Source organism: Shewanella sp. 5S214, from assembly GCF_041439795.1.
Taxonomy (GTDB): Bacteria; Pseudomonadota; Gammaproteobacteria; order Enterobacterales; family Shewanellaceae; genus Shewanella; species Shewanella vesiculosa.
The window spans coordinates 222,354-240,796 of the sequence record NZ_JBGOOV010000002.1; the positions used below are offsets into that span (position 1 = coordinate 222,354).

An 18,443-nucleotide genomic window follows, 5' to 3' on the forward strand; every position below is an offset into this window, starting at 1 on the left:
ACCTAAGAAAACGGCCCTGTAGTGAACGTCAATCTTATTAACCCTGCTCTCATTAGCGACTCTGTTTATTGCCTATTTGTCGCTACTGTACCTCAAATGGCATCCGCAAAATAACAGACGAGAGCCTGTAACCTCAACAACTTACAGGTTTATGTATCCGGCTAATGAAGCCATCGTCTGTTGTAGGTAAACCACCGCCACGCTTCATGATGCAATTAAGGTCAATACGGCATTAACCTCAATTCAGTGGCCAATTAAATAGCGATAACTCAAGCTGCTAGCTTTGGCAGGATTGGTTAGGTTGGGTTGGTTGAATTGAATTGGATTGAGTCGAATTGAACTGAGCTGGATTAAATCTAATCAGCTTGGATAGCTAATTTTTCGAGTAGTAATACTGATAACGGATGAGCATTAAGTGCTTATACCCTGATAGATAAAATGAATAAAGAAGGAGGCATTGCTGCCTCCTTCTTACTTACTTTCTTAAGTGATGATTAAGAAGTTATTTTGTAACTAGTGCGCTGCACCTGAGTGAACTTTATCAAGACCATAAGTTTTACCTTCAGCATGACAAGTCGCACAAGACTCAATTGGTACACCGGCAGCAGACATTACGTTATCACCAGTAACTGTCGCACCATTACTCTTGAAGTGAGCTAGAGCAGCAGGACCAGAGTGAGCGTGACAGCTACGACAAGCTTCGGCAACCGGAGATATATATTGTGTTAAAGTCGGATTGAATTGATCTTCAGATACTGCAATTGCAGTTCTACCAGATGTTAACTCTCCAGTACCTGAGAAGAATGGCATAGCATCTCCCGCAGCATTGGCATCTTTATGACAAGCTTGGCAATTTGTTTTAGTTGCAGGATAGTTAACCCAAGTTTCACCATCTGTACCTAAGTAAATGCCAGCACCTGTGCTACCTGCAAACAAACCACTGTGGAAACGGTGAGCAACAGTAACTAAGTCACGATTGGTATAAGTTAATCCTTCAACCACTTCAAACGTAGGTTCGCCATCAGCATCTACACCAGCTTGCTTGTAAACATCAGCATGATATGAACCTGCATAGTTGTTGTTATGACAATCAGCACATTGTGTAAAGTTAGTCACACCATGGTTAGGTGATTTAATGTGAGACAAGTTGCCATGACAAGCATTACATTTAGCTTCATCAGCCGTTGTACGGTCGTTACCAGCCTGTGTAGGTGAGGTATAAGCTGTCAACTCAGGACTAACGAAACGTAGATTGTCCTCAGTTAATACGCCTTTAGCCGCAACTGCATCAAACATAAAGAACTTAGTCACTATGTTTGCTGGAACAGGTACATCACAAGCACCAGTATCGGTACCTGCACCTTCAGCTAGTTTGGTATTAACAACAACCATATCGGTCGTTGTATTGCCACACATGTTCATTTCAGAAGAAACTGAAAGTATTTTGCCGTCTAACTGGTTAGGGTTAAGTGCTTTAGTTAAGGTTAACTTGCCACTTTGAACCACGAACATTTCAGGATTAGAAGCAGTATTGATACTTAAACCACGCACATAATCGCCATTGCTATCAAGTGTACCGATTAAAATATCATCGCCTGCTTTAGCTTTGTTTAAGTACTGGGTTAAATCAGTACCATCAGCCGCAACCGCACCATTTAATTTAACATCAATGATGACAGTTAATACGTCTGATGCGACTTCAGCTGAAGCGACTTCTAGTACCAAACCATTTTCAAAGGCTGCACGGCGGTCAACGCTGTGAGCTTGCATTGGGCTTAAACTACCAGCGCCATGACAACCTGAACAATTCGCGTCACTTGCTGGCACAATACCTCTGTGATTTTCACCAGTCTTTAAGTTCACATTGACGTGACATGACAAACAGGCTTCTGCATAGATATTGTCGTTCCACTGGGTGCCACTATCATGACAAACAGTACATTCGTTTAACTCAGCAGGAAATCCGATTCCACCAAACATATCTTTGGCGTCACCAGTTAGAGAGTCAGCAATATGATGACCCGCATGAATGGTATGGATCATGGCATTGAAGTTGACGTTAAAACCAACTGCAGGGTCGTCTTGTCCACCAGCATAAGCAGGATTATGACAAGCTACACAATTTTCAACTTTTTGGTAATTATGATGAGCACCAATGTTGCTAATGCGCATATCAGTATCAGCGTAACCTTCCATTGGGCTATGACATTTAATACATGCAGCATTAGACACTGAGTCTTTTGCAGAAATAGCAAGTTCGCCAGTAGCAGGAATAAAATCAACCGGAGTTGATAAAATCTTATCACTTACTGCTGTACCATCAGCCATAGTAACGTCATAAACACGGATCATCACCCGCACTAAATCGTTTGCATCACCACTTGCTAGTACCACAGGCGCATTACCATCATGTGCCCAAGAACCAGTATAAGTACCTGGGTTAGCAGGATCTTCAACTAATGTACATGCATCAACGACAGACCCATCACGTGCTGTCGTACTACCCTCTAAATTACAATACATGCTGCTACCAAAATCATTAGCAAGTGCATGGTTTGTCCATAACATTGGCGCACCAGTGTCAGTAGTATTCGCTGATTGACTGGTCACATATAACGCTACTCTCTCGAGTCCTGAATATGGAACGTCCGCTCCGCCACTTCCTTTACCTGTTGCAGTAAATTTGAGGCTAAAAGGATCTGTACCTACTACTACAATATCTGTAGGAGCCAGTGTTAAGGTAAAGTCATAGGCATTTTCAACTGTTGTAACGACCGAACCAGCTGGTGTGCCCGGAGTTCCATCAGCACCCGGTGCTCCAGGAGTACCTGCTTCACCTTGGGCACCATCACTGCCATCAGATCCACAACCTGTCACACCTAATGCAGCAATAAACGCTGCAGCAAGTAAGGTTCTATTATATTTTTTCATTTTAAATCCCCCGATTTAAATTTGTAGGTTTTACACTTATAAAGTATAGGGAAATAGAACAAAACACCCGCGCGCTGTAACAAACCTGTGAAGCTTGGTTGCAAATTCGTTAACAGGAATCGATAATTTTAGTTTTGAGTATCCATAAAAACGAAACTGCCAATTACAGATTATGTAACCATAAAGAGGTAGTTGAGGGTGAGTAAAATACAAATGAAGATAAGAGGATAAATAAAAAACCGTAACACATTGAATTTACGCGTTAATATATAAAAAAAGATCCAGATCACACGTTAATCATGCTGGATCTTATTTCATAAAATGATAAATACTTATATCAACAATGACTTAGTGATATCAATTATCATTTGCTTGGTCTCTAACGAGTAACGACGATAATGCTCTGCACGCTCAATTAAACAATAACTTGGCATCGCCATAACACTGTTAAGCTTATTAAATTCACTGTCGGGTAGTTTCTCTACTCGCAGTTGTGGAATTTGCTGTGCAAACGAACCTTCATTGCAAATCGTTATCGCCAAACTGTCCATGGTGAGCATGTGCCAATACCAATCCTCAAGCTTAGCAACGCACTCTATATCTTCGATGAACAACCCGTTGGTTTGACAATAAAGCTCTAAAGGATCAATACGGCAGTTAAAACCTTTGCAACTTAAATACACAATTGAATGTTGAATGATATTTTCTAATTTAATCTCGTCAACACTAGTCCAAAAGTCATGGTTAACGTTACCCACTACACAAAAAGACTTCACATTGGCAATTGGGGAAGCCTCTAGACCATGAGCATTCTGAGTATCAAAGCCAATGCCAAAATCGAGCTCACCATTATAAATCAACTCTTCGGTGTCAACTTGCCAGCTATGAAGGCTCACCTTACCGATAACATTACGAGGCAATTTACTGAGTGCAATGGCGACGCTGGTAATAATACTGGGCGAGACAGCGATATGTAGAATGGGCATTTGATGGTGATTTTGGCTTTCGTCTGCAACACGCTCAATTTTACTTACCATGTCACACAATTGACATACTGGCTGATACAAGCGCTCAGCTAATGGAGTTGGTTTTAATCCCTGTTGGCGACGAAAAAACAACTCATCATTAAAAATAACTCTTAACGATGTTAAACATCGACTAATTTTAGGTGCAGATACCGCAAGCTCTTTGGCGGCAAAGTTAGCAAAGCCTGTCTCGTAAATAAGCTTAAACACCAACAAACTAAATACGTCTAATTCGCTGACTTTTTTTAATGCTTGAATATCCACATATCACCTAATCTGCTGTAATGAGGCGATTAAATTAACATGTATTCAAATAATAAAAATTGATCTAGTGCTGAAAAACGCTATCAACTTCAGCTTTTGTTAATGCACGAAACTCGCCAGCTAACAAAGTGTGATCCAGCACAATATCGCCAACAGATTCGCGATGTAGCGCAACTACCGGATTACGAAAACGACCAAACATACGTTTAATTTGATGGTACTTACCTTCACGCAACACTACTCGAGCTTGATGACTAGATAAAAGCATCAATTGTGCCGGTAACGTAGTGATATTTTCATACTCAAAATACATCCCATTCGCAAAGGCCTCAACATATGCTTGATCCAGCGGATTGACTAAGGTGACTAAGTACTTTTTGTCGACTTTATGATCTGGAGCCATCAAGGCCTCCGACCATTTAGCGTCATTGGTGAGCAATAATAACCCAGTAGAATGTAAATCTAATCGCCCAGCTATATGCAGCATCTCAGTATTAATGCCCGTCATTAGCCCCAATGCCGTCGGATGCTTATCGTCAATAGTGGCACTGACCACTCCGTCAGGCTTATTAAGCATATAGTAGCGTTTTTGATAATGACGTAGCACCACACCATTACACTCAATATGAGTAAACTCATCAATTTGTAAATCTAGTGACTTAGCAAATTGACCATCAACACGCACTTTATTGTTGATTAATAGTTCGCGCACGGCTTTTTTAGGGATCTGTAACGTGCCAGCAATAAATTGATCGAGTCGACCTCGTTTAGACACCATAAAACTTCACCAATATAGAATGATACCAATTTGTTTAAGAATACCTTATTCTGTTAAAAGGCAAAAACATTAAGGAGTAACATGCTTTCGCAACCTGCTAGTACAGTTTTGCGCTCAGATATGACTAGCGCCGAATTAAAACAGGCGATTAAGTCACTGGATCAACATTTACAAGATAACATTTTTCAGAGTGCCATTAACGACACCTTGAATAAGCGATCGCAGTTTTTCGATGCACTATTATGCCAACTCTGGCACCCCTTCGAATTAGACCCTGCGCGTATATCGCTTAATGCTGTTGGTGGTTATGGCCGCCAAACCTTACACCCTTTCTCCGATATCGATATTTGTGTTATCCATGATGGCCAATTAACACCTAACGAAGCGGCCGCTATCAGCCAATTCCTTACCCAACTATGGGATGTAAACCTTGATTTAGGTCATGCGGTTCGCAGCTTAGACGACACATATCAAGCCTGTAAAGACGACGTAACCATTGCAACTAGCTTACTGGAAATCCGCCATTTATCCGGTAACCATCACCATCAGCAACAAGTTCTCAATGCCCTTTACGGCCAAGAGTTATGGCAAAGCCAAACGTTTTTCAATGCCAAACTCAGTGAACAGCAAGAGCGTCATGCCAAAGCACAAGGTACCTCATACAGCATTGAGCCCAACCTTAAAACCAGCCCTGGGGGAATGCGCGATATTCAAACCCTTACCTGGGTTGCTCGCAAGCATTTCGGCGTATCCAGCATGCAATCACTTCGACGCTTTGGTTTTTTAACCAATGATGAATATGCTGAATTAATGGAATGCCAACACTTTTTATTTAGGGTGCGCTTTGCCTTGCATCAATCAGCCCAGCGTGGTGAAAATCGTTTGTTGCTGCAATACCAAGCCGAAGTGGCAAAATTAATGGGTTTTGGTGATGGTATGCCCATCGGCGAAAGCGGCAATATTGCTATCGAAAAAATGATGCGCCAGCTGTTTCGCGCCATGAAGCGCATCGGCGAATTAAACAAAATTTTAATGGCCTATTTCCAGCGAGAAATTATTCCAGAGCTCAATCCACACATTATTGTGATTAACGAGAATTTTGAAATTGTCGATAAATACATTCATGTTCGTGATGAAACCGTGTTTATCGATCGCACCCAGATTATGGCGTTATTTGAATTTATCGCGATTCATCACGACAAAATTATCGGTATTACCGCAGAAACGCTACGTTCACTGCGCCAAGTGAGACGCCGCTTAATGGGCGACTTACAAGACTTTCAGCTGTGTCGTGAACAATTTAAAGCGATATTTGTTCACCCTCAAGGCATGGGACTGGCGATTACCTTAATGCATCAGCACGGTATTTTAGCGTCTTATTTACCGCAATGGCGTGAAGTCGTTGGCCAGATGCAGTTTGATTTGTTCCATGCCTATACTGTTGATGAACACACCCACAAAGTGCTTAAAAATATTTACACTTACGGCCACGACATCAAAACCTTAGATAAAGATCTCACATTAGCAGCTGATATTTATCAAAAAATGTCCAATAAATCGACACTCTTGTTTGCCGCATTATTCCATGATTTAGCCAAAGGACGCGGCGGAGATCATAGTGAATTAGGCGCTGTCGATGCCAGTTTGTTCGCCAAGTTCCATGGTTTAAAAGCCTCACAAGAAAGACTCATTTGCTGGTTAGTAGAACATCATTTATTAATGTCTATTACCTCACAACGCATGGACATCTACGATCCTGAAGTGGTCAATGCTTTTGCCAAAAAAGTCGGCACATTAGCCCGTTTAGATACTCTATATTGCCTTACCATTGCAGATATTCAGGCAACCAATGATGATCTGTGGAATGACTGGAAAGCATCACTGCTAAAAGACTTATATTTTGTCACCCGCAAAGCACTTCGAAGTGGTTTTGAAAATATTCTGCAACTGCGAACCTTAGTGCGAGAGCACAAACAAGAAGCGCTCAATTTATTGGTTGATGAAAACAACAGCGAAGAGATTAAAAAATTATGGCGTCGATTGCCTATCGCCTTTTTCAGTAATGCTGAAGCTGATGATATCGCCCGCTATACCCAAGCAATGATCAATCACGATCTTGCGCCAGCGACAGATAATCAATACAACACCCTTATTTTACTTGACGATGTGGTGGTAAAAGGCTGCAGTGATGTGTTTGTTTATACCAAAGACCGCCACGGCTTATTTGTAAAATTATTCAATACCTTAGCAACATTACGCATTTCGGTTAAACAAGCACAAATTGCCCGCACTAAAGATGGCTATGTGGTCGAGTCATTTAAGGTACTCGACTTCGATGAAAAGCCCATCACCAGCGAGCAACGCCGCAAACAAGTTATTGATAAGTTACATCAAGTACTTGATCAGGGCATTACTTTATCGAAAAAGCGTCAGTCCAGACGGCATCAAAGTTTTGATAATCAACCTAACATCGAATTTTTGCATTCACGCAAATCGACTCGTAGTTTAGTTAATGTATCCGCACTAGACACCAGTGAATTTATGGAACAAATTGCCAGTGCGTTCAGGGAATTGGATTTAAATATTCATTCGGCCACCATCAGTACGGTCGGCGAACGTGCAGACAATGTGTTTTTATTATCCAATAAAGACGATCAACAATTAACCCCAGAACAACAGCAGCAATTGTCGGCAACATTAATGCAAGCGATTACCGCTAAACAATAGCAAGGCTTAAAAGCAAGTAAGTAGATAAGAATATGATTCAATAATGTTGATTTACTGGGTCATGAGCGTGTTAACCGCCATGGCCCGCCTATTTCACCCTTAAGCATACTTTGAGCAAACAGATGACTATGCGATAATCATGCCCATCAACTGCCGTTCATTAGGTCATCATGTCACAAGCCTTTCGTTATACTGCTGAATATGTACTCGATAAGTCGTACTTTGAAGAATGCTATCAGCAATCAGTTAATCCCAATCCATCACCAAAACGTTTTATTAAAACCGCTGTGTTTGCACTGATTGGTTTGGCTATTTTAATGCTCGACGCTATCAGTTCTGCGGCCATGAGCACCAAAGAAACCTACTATTTAGGCTACTTTTTCATTGGTTTAGCGGTTGTTGAATTTTTAAGTATTCGCTTTAATAAAACCTGGTGGTTATGGCGTCAAATGATGAGTAAAGCGGCAGGTGAACATGTCAGTCTGACCATCGATGATAAAGGCATCAACAGTCAGTCGCTGCATGTAAATCAACAGATTTTATGGACTGATATTTATCGGATTACTGAAACGGATAGCGGTTTATTAATAAAGCTCGAAAAAACCACTACTTATTTATCCAAGCGCTGTTTAGATAAAAGCGCCATTGATTTTATTATAAAGAAACAATAGCTTAGACACCATTGCAGCAATGAATAACTTGGCAATTACGCTAGCGCAATCGCCACCCGTTGACGAATATCGCGCAGTAACTCAGCCTCAAACCATGGATTACGGCTCAGCCAAATATTATTACGCGGGCTAGGATGTGGAAGTGGAATGTAACATGGCCCAAAGGTGCGCCATTGCAATACGGTTTCGGTTAAGGTTTTCGGTTTATCGCTTAAGTAGTACTGCTGTGCATATTGGCCCACCAGCAAAATCAACTTTACATTTACGAGTTGCGCTAACAACAGACTGTGCCATTTAGGCGCGCACTCAGGTCTTGGCGGTAAATCGCCAGACTGGCCCTTACCGCTATAGCTGCCAGGAAAGCAAAAGCCCATCGGCATAATAGCGATTTGCTTCGCATCGTAAAACACCTCTCGGGTGATGCCTAACCATTGGCGTAATCTGTCGCCACTGGCATCGTCAAATGGGATCCCCGACTGATGTACCTTGCGACCAGGGGCTTGACCAATGATCAATACTCTCGCTTGGGGATCGATTTGCACCACAGGACGCACACCATTAACTAAGCTGGAAGCACAAAGCTGACAATTTTTGATTTCAGTCAGTAACCCTGTCATATCAATCCCATACATTTTGCATATAAAATCATAAAAAGCCCTTAAATAACCCTATCCAAGGGAACTAAGCTACAGTAGTATTTGTCGAAATAATAAAGTTCTCCCAAGAAGGAACACCCATGCAAGCATCCCGTATTCCCCTAACCACATTAGCTGCAATATTCATCAGCAGCATAGCAATCAGTTTTAGTGCAGCAGCCCTTCCTCAAGCACCAATAAAAGATGTGGTGTCTTTAAAAGATGCTTGTAAGCAAATTGCAGTTGAAGATCAACTACCTGAATCTGAGGTTGGATCGTTTTTATTAGACTGTGTGAACGACCAGTTAACTGAAATGGGCTATGAACGGGTTACTAGCCTAGATTAAACAATATTATCGCTAAATATTATCGCTATCGTGAAAGTATCAACTCACGCGATAAAAAAACGCCTTTATGGCGTTTTTTTATCGGTGATTCAAATTTAAAATGCTTGGCAAAATATGCCAATCGATGCGCCAATCCCAACAAACCAAGTCAATGATCGCATGGTGCCATAATTCAATAAATACATCACATGGTAAACCAACCGCGCGACCACATGCACAATCGCTAATAACGCAACCATATCAGTAACATTATTAGTGATTAACGCCGTTAACACAGCAATACCAAAAACGATTAACGACTCAAACGCATTTTGATGCCCAGCAGCCGCTCGTGCACCATATCCTGTTAACTGAGCTTGCTGCGACCGCGGGTGGTTATTGTCATATTTGCCCAATTTAGCCATTGCCATTGCTAACGGTACTTTTGCCACATAAGGCAATAACATCGTAATCAATAAACATATCAGTATCGTCTGCATAATCTGTCCTTTTTATTAGTTATTAGTATTAGCAAGTCAATGCTATCGATAAAATAGTCAACTTACCTCGTCTTATTACGCCATCGTAAGTTAACACATCCACAAGATTTCAGTCACTTGTCTTGACGGTTACCTGAAACTGTTTTCCACTGAGATCGATTGTTAGGGGCAAACGTTAAGCTTAATGAATCAACGGCTGAGTCATTAGCGTGATGACATAAACATCCATCTGAACAGTAAGTCGCTAACGCCTATTAACTCTGTTGAGCAGGTAACCAGACTTTGACACTTAAGCCCCCTTCCGGGCGACTTTGCAGGCTAATTCGGCCACCGTGAGCTTCAATGATTTCCCGGCATAAGGGTAAACCAATGCCAGTACCAGACTGCTTGGTAGAATAAAAGGGCAACAGTGCCTGCGACAATACTTCGCTAGACATCCCCGAACCTTGATCATTCACTTTTATCAATAAACCAGCAACTGGATGGGTAATATCTTCAAAAATCAGCGCGACACTATCGGCATCCGCACCTGATTCATGGGCATTTTTAAGTAAGTTAATCAGTACTTGTTCAAGTTGAACCGCATCAAGCTTAATCGGCATTTGCGGCAGAGGCGATAACACCTGAAACGGATATTGCTGCGCCAGCTGTTGGGTCATCTTAGACCAATCAATTAGCTGTTTTTGTGGTAAAGGTAACTTAGCAAACTGGGCGTAATGAGAAATAAACTGACTTAAATGACTGGTGCGATTTTCAATAGTATCAAAAATCAGTTGCAGCTTAGTGTTGTCTAAATGTTGAGTTAAAAACCTACCTGAGTTAACCATAGAAGCGATAGGAGCCACTGAATTATTGAGCTCATGGCTGATAATGCGGATCACCTTTTTCCACACGGCGACTTCTTGGCGATTAAGCTCTTTAGTGAGTTGTTTAAGTAAAATTAAATGATGTTGCTGATTATTTTGGGTAAAGCGACCGCGGGAAATATGCCAGGTTTCAACATCATTCTCATCGATACTATCGCCTGAGCTGCTGCCCATCGAAAACAGCCCTTCTTGCTCACTATTTAATGCCGTTTTAAGCGCTTCTGGCAATATCGCAATCAGTTCAGGTAACAACATACCTTCAACTTTAACGCCATGATTAAACAAATGTCTTGCCGCGCCATTGGCATAAATAACTCGCTGTGAGTCATCAATTAATAACATCACATTTGGCGAGTTTTGAATCACTTTATCGAGCATTAACTCGCGCTGATAAATAAATTGTCGTTCGCTGCGCAGTTTTGCCGATGCTTGATTGTATAAACTCACCAAAGCATCAAGTTGCGGCTCACCATAAGGATGCAGCGACACACTAAAGTCGTTGTCTTTAAAGTTTAATAAGCCGATTTCCAACGCTTGCAGGCTGTCACTTAAGCGCTTGGTAAGCCACATACTGCAAAAGTAGCACACAGCCAACATTAGTAGCACAGCCAACCATAGCGAGTTATCACCTAATGTCAGCCACACTAAAGCCCCTGCCATTGCGGCCAAAAGGCAGCTTAACATGTTGCTTAAAACGACTTTAGTGCGTAACGATAACATCATGGCTTAGTGACTCTAATCGCGTATTTTTCCATCCGCCGATACAGGGCTTGCCTGCTTAAGCCAAACGATTTAGCCACTCTGGCAATAACGCCATTATATTGGGTTAATGCAGCTTCTATCTGTTGTTTATCAGGCTCAAAAATAAGACCCGCACTGGCATCATCTGACTCATTCTGCTCAAGAGCATCATTAACAAAATATTGATTTTTAACAGCTTCACTTGAATGATGCAGTCTTGAAACCGCAGCCACTTGATTAGCCGTGTTCGGGTTCAAGCCAAAGTCGTGCAGAGTAAGCTGGGCAGATTTTGCCAGTAATACCGCTCGTTTACAGGCGTTTTCTAATTCGCGTACATTACCTGACCAACAATGATTAAGTAACGCCTGCTGGGTCGTTTTATCAAGACTAAAGTTAGTGCCAATAAAATGTTTCACTAAGGGTAAAATATCATCTTGGCGTTGATGTAATGGTGGTACGCTCAGTTCAATCACATTTAAACGGTAAAACAAATCTTCACGAAATCGCCCATTGAGAATGTCATCGGCTAAATCGGCGTTGGTGGCACTAATTACCCGTACATTGACTTTACGAGTTTGATGGCTACCTAAACGTTCAAACTCACCCGTTTGCAGCACTCGCAATAACTTCACTTGACCAGACAAAGGCAAATTGCCTATTTCATCTAAAAATAACGTGCCACCATCAGCCGCTTCAAAACGGCCCATACGAGTTTTATTGGCCCCCGTAAAGGCGCCGGCTTCTGCGCCAAATAGCTCAGCCTCTAATAAATCTAGCGGCAAAGCGCCAATGTTGACCTTAATAAAAGGTTTATCTTTTAGTGGCGAATTAGCCTGTAAAATATCGGCGATTTTATCTTTACCCGCGCCATTTGGGCCAGTGATCATCACCGACACATCAGAACGTGCCACTTGTAACGCCAAATCAACACAGCGCTGCATCGCGCCACTACCAAATACTAGCCCACATAAATCAGCACCATTAATGGCCGACATCCGCTCGCTGTGTATGCGACTTAATTGGCTATTTTGTTGTGATAATCGATAAATAGATAATAAGTTGCTAATGCTATTGAGCAGCTTGGCGTCATCCCAGGGTTTGCCCATGTAATCAGCCGCGCCCGCTTTAACCAGTTCAACAGCTGTTTCAAGTTGAGTCCAGGCGGTCATTAAAATAATCGGTAAATTAGGCTGTAATTTACGTAAACCATAAAACAACTGTTTGCCCTCTTCACCCGAAGTGGTATCACGGCTAAAGTTCATGTCTTGGATCACCAAGCAGATCTCTTTATGAGTGACAATCTCAACTGCAGCTTCTGGCGTGTGACAAAAAATAGCCTGATAGCCATGCAGTTCAATCATCAGCGCAAGGGCTTGGCAAATGGCATGGTTGTCGTCAACAATTAAAATATTATCCATTACTTTGATGTAATTCTCATTGGTTAAACTCCAAAACGCGATGTTGATTGAGCACCTTTGCTAGCCTAGCACGCTAGCGCAAAGCTAACTAGATTGCGAATAAAATCAGCATGACTCTAGACGCTGCGCGTCGCCATCGCAGGTGAAATATTGGCCGCTTTAGCCGCGGGAATAATAACCGCTAGCGTGGTAACTATCAGTAAGCCAACCACAGATGCTATCGGATAAACTACCGGCACCATTGGTAAGCTATACAGTTTCATTAATTGCTGTCCCAATACAAGTGATAACATGCCGCCAATAACACCACCGACAATACAAATCAGATAGTTTTCAACCATAAAATATTCAATGATGTCACGCTTACGAGCTCCCAATGCACGGCGAGTGCCGATTTGTTTGGTGCGACGTTGAATATTAAACATCACCATACCCGTTAATCCTAGCGCAGTAATGAGTAGCAATAACACCACCATAATACTTAATACGGTCGCCATTAAACGGTGGTTACTGTAAGTCAGGTTTCTGATTTCACTCAGAGTTTGAAAGTTATCAAAAACCCGATTGGGATTTTCAGCATGGAGGGCTTTTCGGATAGCGTTTTCTAACGCGGGGATGTGTTCAGGTAATGCCCGTACCATATAAGATTTATTACTGCTGTTGCCGCCAAAATCGATATTTTGGATCACGCTGTATTCAAAGTTCTTGTTATCAACCCAAGCCCCTTGCAGTTTATCAACCACGCCAATAATGGTAACACTTTGCTCTCCTTGATACATGGTTTTACCCAGCGGCGATTCATCTCCCCAAAAGGCTTTAGCTAAAGGTTGCGACACTAGCGCCAGCATGCCGCTATCACTCAAGCTGGTATTAATTTCATCTGCCGTAAAGTTGCGTCCGGCAATTAACTTAGCGCCCATCACATTGAGCAAATGCTCGTTACCCAAGTAAAATGCAAAACCTGGAGTACTTTTGGCCGTATCTTCATTTGGGCTGTCAACATAGCGATCCATCCAACCACTGTCACTTAAGGGCAACATATTGCTAGAACTGGCATCGATAACATTAGGAAGTGAACGTAAAATCTGTTGATCTACCTCATTTTGCTTAAGATTATCAACGGCTGGGTCGAAGTTATAAACACTGAATGTGAGTATTTGATCTTCTGCATAGCCCGACTCACGCTGCATTAACGACAAACGCTCGTTAATAATAAAGCTAGCATTGGCGACAATCGCAACAGACAAAATGATCTGTAATAGCAATAAAACCGGCGCGCTTTTACTGCGCAGTAAACTGGATAAAATCGGTTTGATATGTAGCATGGTGATGTCCTTGTTTATAATCCGTTATTGGGCTTTTAAATACACGCTGGGTTTAGTGCGACACACTACCCATGCAGGATAAACCCCTGCCAATATCGCCGTTGAAATAGCGATAATTGGGGTGATAAACCACATACTGAGATCAAGCCCTGTGACACTTTGGTCCACTGAAAAATAGCTGTGTAGCGCCGTTAACGAACCCCATGCCCATAACAACCCGACTACCCCACCAATAAAGCCAATCATGCCCACTTCGACCATGTACTGGCTAAAAATCTGTCCACGGCTAGCGCCAATCGCACGACGGACCCCCACCTCAGGCGCACGCTTTAAAAATTTAGTCAGCAATAAACCGAGAATATTGACTAAGCAAACGCTTAAAAACAGTAAGCTTAAACCGACTAATATTTTGTTATCTTTGGGCACCACTTCATTATCTTCAAGCCATTTGCTGATATCGCTAATTTGCACTGATTCGCCAGCGGTTTTAGCCGTATCAGTAAAGCGGCCAATGGCTCTTTGTTGCTCGACATAACGGATTAACCACGCTAAATAACTTTGTTTTTGCTCATCGCTTTTGAGTTCGGTCCAAAATTGAATCCACACTTTTTCTGACGTTAATCGATCCTTGTAAGTGAGCATGGGTTCAAATTTCCAACCACTGGTATTGCCCCACACATCAAACTCTTCTTGTTCGGTTAACGAAAAAGGAATGAATATTTCTTCAGCATCATTAAATGCGCCATTAGTTGGATCGTAATATTTAGGTTGTGGATTCCAATCTTCAATCACCCCCACAATTTGATAAGGTTTACGATCTAAAAACACCGTTTTACCCACACTGTTTTTACCTTCAAAAAAGCGTAAATTTAACTTTTGGCTAATGACAACTTGATACGCTGGGCGTAAATCAACGCTGGCATCCCAGTAACTGCCATATAAAAATGGTACCGAGAAAATCCTAAAAAAGTCTCTGTCGGTAACTCGCACACTTTGCAATACTGGTTCAATCTTTGGATTATCAGACTGCAAAGCTAACCCAGTGCGATAACTGGCAGCTTTAAGGCTTAACTCATCGTTATTACGCAAATTCATTGCATCTGTATAAGTAATATTGGCAATAAACTCATCCCACGTATCCAATCCTTGGCTCCACAACTGTACCGAGTTAATCACTTCACTGCGATCACCTGCCGGATTATAAGACATGGTTTTATAGACATTTAACGTGGTGATGGTAATACCAATCCCAATCGAGATGGCTAACACCATTAACATCGATAACATCGGCGTTTTACGTATGCTTCGCCATGCTAAATCGCAATAGTAAAAAAACATAATATTCCCCTTATGCGATTATCGCGTGCCTGTAGCAGCTTGTTGATACATGGAAAAGTCACATACTTGGCCATCGACAATTTGAATATTGCGCTGCGCGCGACGTGCGAGTTCGGAGTCGTGAGTCACCATAATAATGGTGGTGCCTTGTTGATTAATATTCTCAAGCAGCTCCATCACCTGACGCGCCATTAAGCTGTCTAAATTACCGGTAGGTTCATCGGCTAATAAAAATCGAGGTTCGCCCGCTAATGCTCGCGCAATCGCTACGCGTTGCTGTTGTCCACCCGATAATTGTGTCGGTAAGTGCTTCATTCGCGCACCTAAACCCACTTGCTCTAATGCTGACTCGACTCGACGCTTACGCTCACTGGCATTCATACCGCGATAGCGTAATGGTACTTCGACGTTTTCGGCTAAATTGAGATCAGGAATTAAATTAAACCCCTGAAATATAAAGCCAATTTTTTCATTACGCACTTTGGCACTTTTGTTATCGCTTAAATTCGATACATTGACGCCATCAAGACTGTATTGCCCAGATGAAAACCCTTCAAGTAAACCGGCAATATTCAAAAAAGTGGTTTTACCTGAGCCTGATGGGCCCGTCACTGCCACAAACTCGCCTTCATTCACTTCCAGATTAAAGTCACGTAGCGCATGGGTTTCAACTAAATCGGTTTTGAATACTTTACTGATGTTTTTCATGGATAACATAATGGCTTCCTTGGTTAATTCGGTTGTCGCATCCCAGCGCTTATGGCTGATAATGTGAATCTTACTAATCTGAATACTGTTTTTTAATGCTTTTTTTAATGCTATGAGTGTTGTTATTATCGGTTTAGGTGATATGTCGTGGTCGCTGATTTGATTAGTGCTGCCAGCGACAGTACCCGCTAGCCGAGGCTAAAACAGCAGCTTAATGTTGACCATGTCGCTAATATCAATATGCAAGCGAACGGCCGGATTGACCCCCGTTAGCCGAGTTGAAACCTGGCTGCTCATGTCAATTAACTGCAAACTCACCGATAACCAATCGGTATGATTATCAATGCGATAACTCACAGCTATTGCGAGAACAAATAAAGCAGCGAGTGCGATAAGCTGTCTACGTTGAATAAAAGTCATTGAATGTCCTTACTCAGTTGAGTGTTTCGTTATGTGCTTAAGTCATTAACTTAGTTGCAGACTTGCTTAGCGGATCTGAATATTAGGTTCATTTTTAAAGCTTTCGGTACCTGATATCACCCAAACATCCCCTTCGTCACCGCCTTCAATCACTTCAACTTGGCTCATACTGCGTGCCCCCAGTTTGACGGTTTTCTTATGAGCAACCGCGTCATTCACTTGATAGGCCACTTCACCGCCAAGATTGAGAAAATCACCGCGTTTTACTATCAACACATTGGGTCTGTTTTCCAGTAATACTCGGGCAGATAAACGCTGGTTTTGACGTAATGATAAGGTGTTGCTGTCTGCAAAGCGCACTCGGGCAGTCACTTCGCGGTTACGCACCTCAGGTGAAATTGACGACAATTGGCCAACCACATTAACGCTACCAAAACTCAACTCAACATCCATTCCCAAGCCCAACTCATCGGCATAAGATTCTGGCACCGCAAGCTCTGCTTCAAAGGCGGTTAAGTCGACCACAGTTAGCATTGGCTGACTCGGACCGATACGGGCTTTTTGCTCCACCAACCAGTTACCAATAATGCCGCTAACCGGAGCGATAATATTCAGAGCATTGGCCTGACGAGTTAACTCTCTCACCACTAAATCTTGACGTTGTACTTCAAGAGTACGGTTTTTAATTTCAAAACTCAGGGTATCGCGCATTAACTCAACTTCTTGCTGGGCATGCTTATGCAGTAATTTAGCTTTGTGTAAATCATCTTTGCTTTTTTCAAAATCGATTTTGCTGATCAAACTCGACTCAATCAATTGATCGCCACGACGACTTTCACGATCCGCAGCTTCTAAATCCACTGTCGCCATGTCTAAAATCTGACTGACACGAAGTTGCTCGCGGCGGGCGTCTAACTTGGCACGTTCTAAACTGCCCTGCATCCCTTCAAGCATCGACTGCTGTTGTTGTAATTCACTTTGCAAACGTGGGCTCTCAATTTTAGCGACTACCTGTCCTTGCTCAACTTCATCACCTGGTTGGCTCAGTAAAGTCACCACACCTTCTTCGGTGCTATATAAAATCGGCGCATTAGCAGCCACTATTTTACCGGTAGTGGCTATATCACGAACTAAGGTTCCACGAGTGATCGTTGCTAAGCGTAATTCAGCGCCATCAACTGAACGCACCGAACTGTCATGGCCCAAACTCGCCCACACCAATGCACTCATCAATATTGCACCGCCACCTATAATTAAGGGTAAGCGCAACTTACGACCTAACTTAGGCGCAATAACAGTATCTTGGCTACTTGTGTCTTTAATCATCTCAGGTCCTTAGGTACGCACAAACCGCACCCACAACTTCACATTTATACCAAGATAAAGCACAAGCCATGCCAATAGTTATTTATTGTTATTTTTCAAAATGATAAGTATTTAAAAAGATAACCGAACACTCTAAAAGTGTCCGCGGACAGATGTATAAACTGTCCGGTCATTGAGAAAGTGTCCGAGCGGACACTTTTTGTTTTATGTATAGCGGGGGATTATCTTATTAACAGTTTTCTCGTCGTCCCGGTAGTGCTTTTGAGCCGGGATCCAGGTGTTTGTTTTGCTTTGTACTTTTGTACTTTATGGCCTGCGGCCACTAACGTCGTGGCGCGTCGCCCACACCAGACCAAGAGGAAACCAACGGCTGTTCCCTCTTGGAACATCCAGCCGCCACATCAAAATTATCTGAAAAGCGATAATTTCGCGACGTGGTTGAAT

15 protein-coding genes are annotated in these 18,443 nt (G+C 42.3%); 3 read left to right on the top strand and 12 right to left on the bottom strand.

Going from position 1 to position 18,443, the window contains the following annotated elements; all coding sequences use genetic code 11:
• Positions 1 to 513 precede the first annotated feature (513 nt).
• The 3 genes from ACED29_RS02285 to ACED29_RS02295 form a co-directional block, all read right to left on the bottom strand.
• Positions 514 to 2,931, bottom strand: coding sequence for an OmcA/MtrC family decaheme c-type cytochrome (locus tag ACED29_RS02285; protein WP_371696899.1), 2,418 nt, complete (start codon positions 2,929 to 2,931; stop codon positions 514 to 516).
• Between the two features lie 332 nt (positions 2,932 to 3,263).
• A complete protein-coding gene (locus ACED29_RS02290; protein ID WP_371696901.1) occupies positions 3,264 to 4,220 on the bottom strand; it encodes a LysR family transcriptional regulator in 957 nt (318 codons plus the stop codon).
• 64 nt (positions 4,221 to 4,284) lie between these two features.
• Entirely contained in the window at positions 4,285 to 4,998 is a 714-nt protein-coding gene (locus tag ACED29_RS02295; protein ID WP_371696902.1) for a 16S rRNA pseudouridine(516) synthase, read from the bottom strand.
• An 81-nt stretch (positions 4,999 to 5,079) separates the two neighbouring features.
• On the opposite strand from ACED29_RS02295, the gene glnD reads away from it, so the two are divergent.
• Together glnD and ACED29_RS02305 are read left to right on the top strand one after the other, a co-directional pair.
• The gene (gene glnD / locus ACED29_RS02300) at positions 5,080 to 7,725 is read left to right on the top strand and encodes a [protein-PII] uridylyltransferase (protein WP_371696904.1); all 2,646 of its coding nucleotides are present in this window, start codon (positions 5,080 to 5,082) and stop codon (positions 7,723 to 7,725) included.
• A gap of 170 nt (positions 7,726 to 7,895) precedes the next feature.
• The gene (locus ACED29_RS02305; RefSeq protein WP_371696905.1) at positions 7,896 to 8,396 is read left to right on the top strand and encodes a YcxB family protein; all 501 of its coding nucleotides are present in this window, start codon (positions 7,896 to 7,898) and stop codon (positions 8,394 to 8,396) included.
• Between the two features lie 35 nt (positions 8,397 to 8,431).
• On the opposite strand, the gene ACED29_RS02310 is transcribed toward ACED29_RS02305, so the two are convergent.
• A complete protein-coding gene (locus ACED29_RS02310; RefSeq protein ID WP_371696920.1) occupies positions 8,432 to 9,019 on the bottom strand; it encodes a uracil-DNA glycosylase family protein in 588 nt (195 codons plus the stop codon).
• A 113-nt stretch (positions 9,020 to 9,132) separates the two neighbouring features.
• On the opposite strand from ACED29_RS02310, the gene ACED29_RS02315 reads away from it, so the two are divergent.
• Complete coding sequence (locus ACED29_RS02315; RefSeq protein WP_371696907.1) at positions 9,133 to 9,378, top strand: hypothetical protein; 246 nt, start codon at positions 9,133 to 9,135, stop codon at positions 9,376 to 9,378.
• Positions 9,379 to 9,473: 95 nt separating this feature from the next.
• On the opposite strand, the gene ACED29_RS02320 is transcribed toward ACED29_RS02315, so the two are convergent.
• From ACED29_RS02320 to ACED29_RS02355, 8 genes are all read right to left on the bottom strand, one after another.
• On the bottom strand, positions 9,474 to 9,857 hold the full coding sequence (locus tag ACED29_RS02320) for an MAPEG family protein (RefSeq protein ID WP_371696908.1): 384 nt from the start codon (positions 9,855 to 9,857) through the stop codon (positions 9,474 to 9,476).
• A gap of 254 nt (positions 9,858 to 10,111) precedes the next feature.
• The gene (locus tag ACED29_RS02325) at positions 10,112 to 11,443 is read right to left on the bottom strand and encodes a PAS domain-containing sensor histidine kinase (protein WP_182697928.1); all 1,332 of its coding nucleotides are present in this window, start codon (positions 11,441 to 11,443) and stop codon (positions 10,112 to 10,114) included.
• Positions 11,443 to 12,882 (bottom strand): sigma-54 dependent transcriptional regulator, encoded by a 1,440-nt coding sequence (locus ACED29_RS02330; RefSeq protein ID WP_182722081.1) that lies wholly within the window; start codon positions 12,880 to 12,882, stop codon positions 11,443 to 11,445. Before ACED29_RS02330 ends, ACED29_RS02325 begins: the two co-directional genes overlap by 1 nt.
• Positions 12,883 to 12,998: 116 nt before the next feature.
• A complete protein-coding gene (locus tag ACED29_RS02335) occupies positions 12,999 to 14,207 on the bottom strand; it encodes an ABC transporter permease (RefSeq protein WP_124015632.1) in 1,209 nt (402 codons plus the stop codon).
• Positions 14,208 to 14,231: 24 nt separating this feature from the next.
• Positions 14,232 to 15,545, bottom strand: a complete 1,314-nt coding sequence (locus ACED29_RS02340) for an ABC transporter permease (RefSeq protein ID WP_371696910.1) — start codon at positions 15,543 to 15,545, stop codon at positions 14,232 to 14,234.
• An 18-nt stretch (positions 15,546 to 15,563) separates the two neighbouring features.
• Positions 15,564 to 16,262, bottom strand: a complete 699-nt coding sequence (locus ACED29_RS02345) for an ABC transporter ATP-binding protein (RefSeq protein ID WP_124015630.1) — start codon at positions 16,260 to 16,262, stop codon at positions 15,564 to 15,566.
• 189 nt (positions 16,263 to 16,451) lie between these two features.
• Positions 16,452 to 16,673 carry a hypothetical protein gene (locus ACED29_RS02350; RefSeq protein WP_182697819.1) on the bottom strand — a complete coding sequence of 74 codons (222 nt, stop codon included), beginning with the start codon at positions 16,671 to 16,673 and terminating at the stop codon, positions 16,452 to 16,454.
• Between the two features lie 66 nt (positions 16,674 to 16,739).
• The gene (locus ACED29_RS02355; RefSeq protein ID WP_124015628.1) at positions 16,740 to 17,999 is read right to left on the bottom strand and encodes an efflux RND transporter periplasmic adaptor subunit; all 1,260 of its coding nucleotides are present in this window, start codon (positions 17,997 to 17,999) and stop codon (positions 16,740 to 16,742) included.
• Positions 18,000 to 18,443 lie beyond the last annotated feature (444 nt).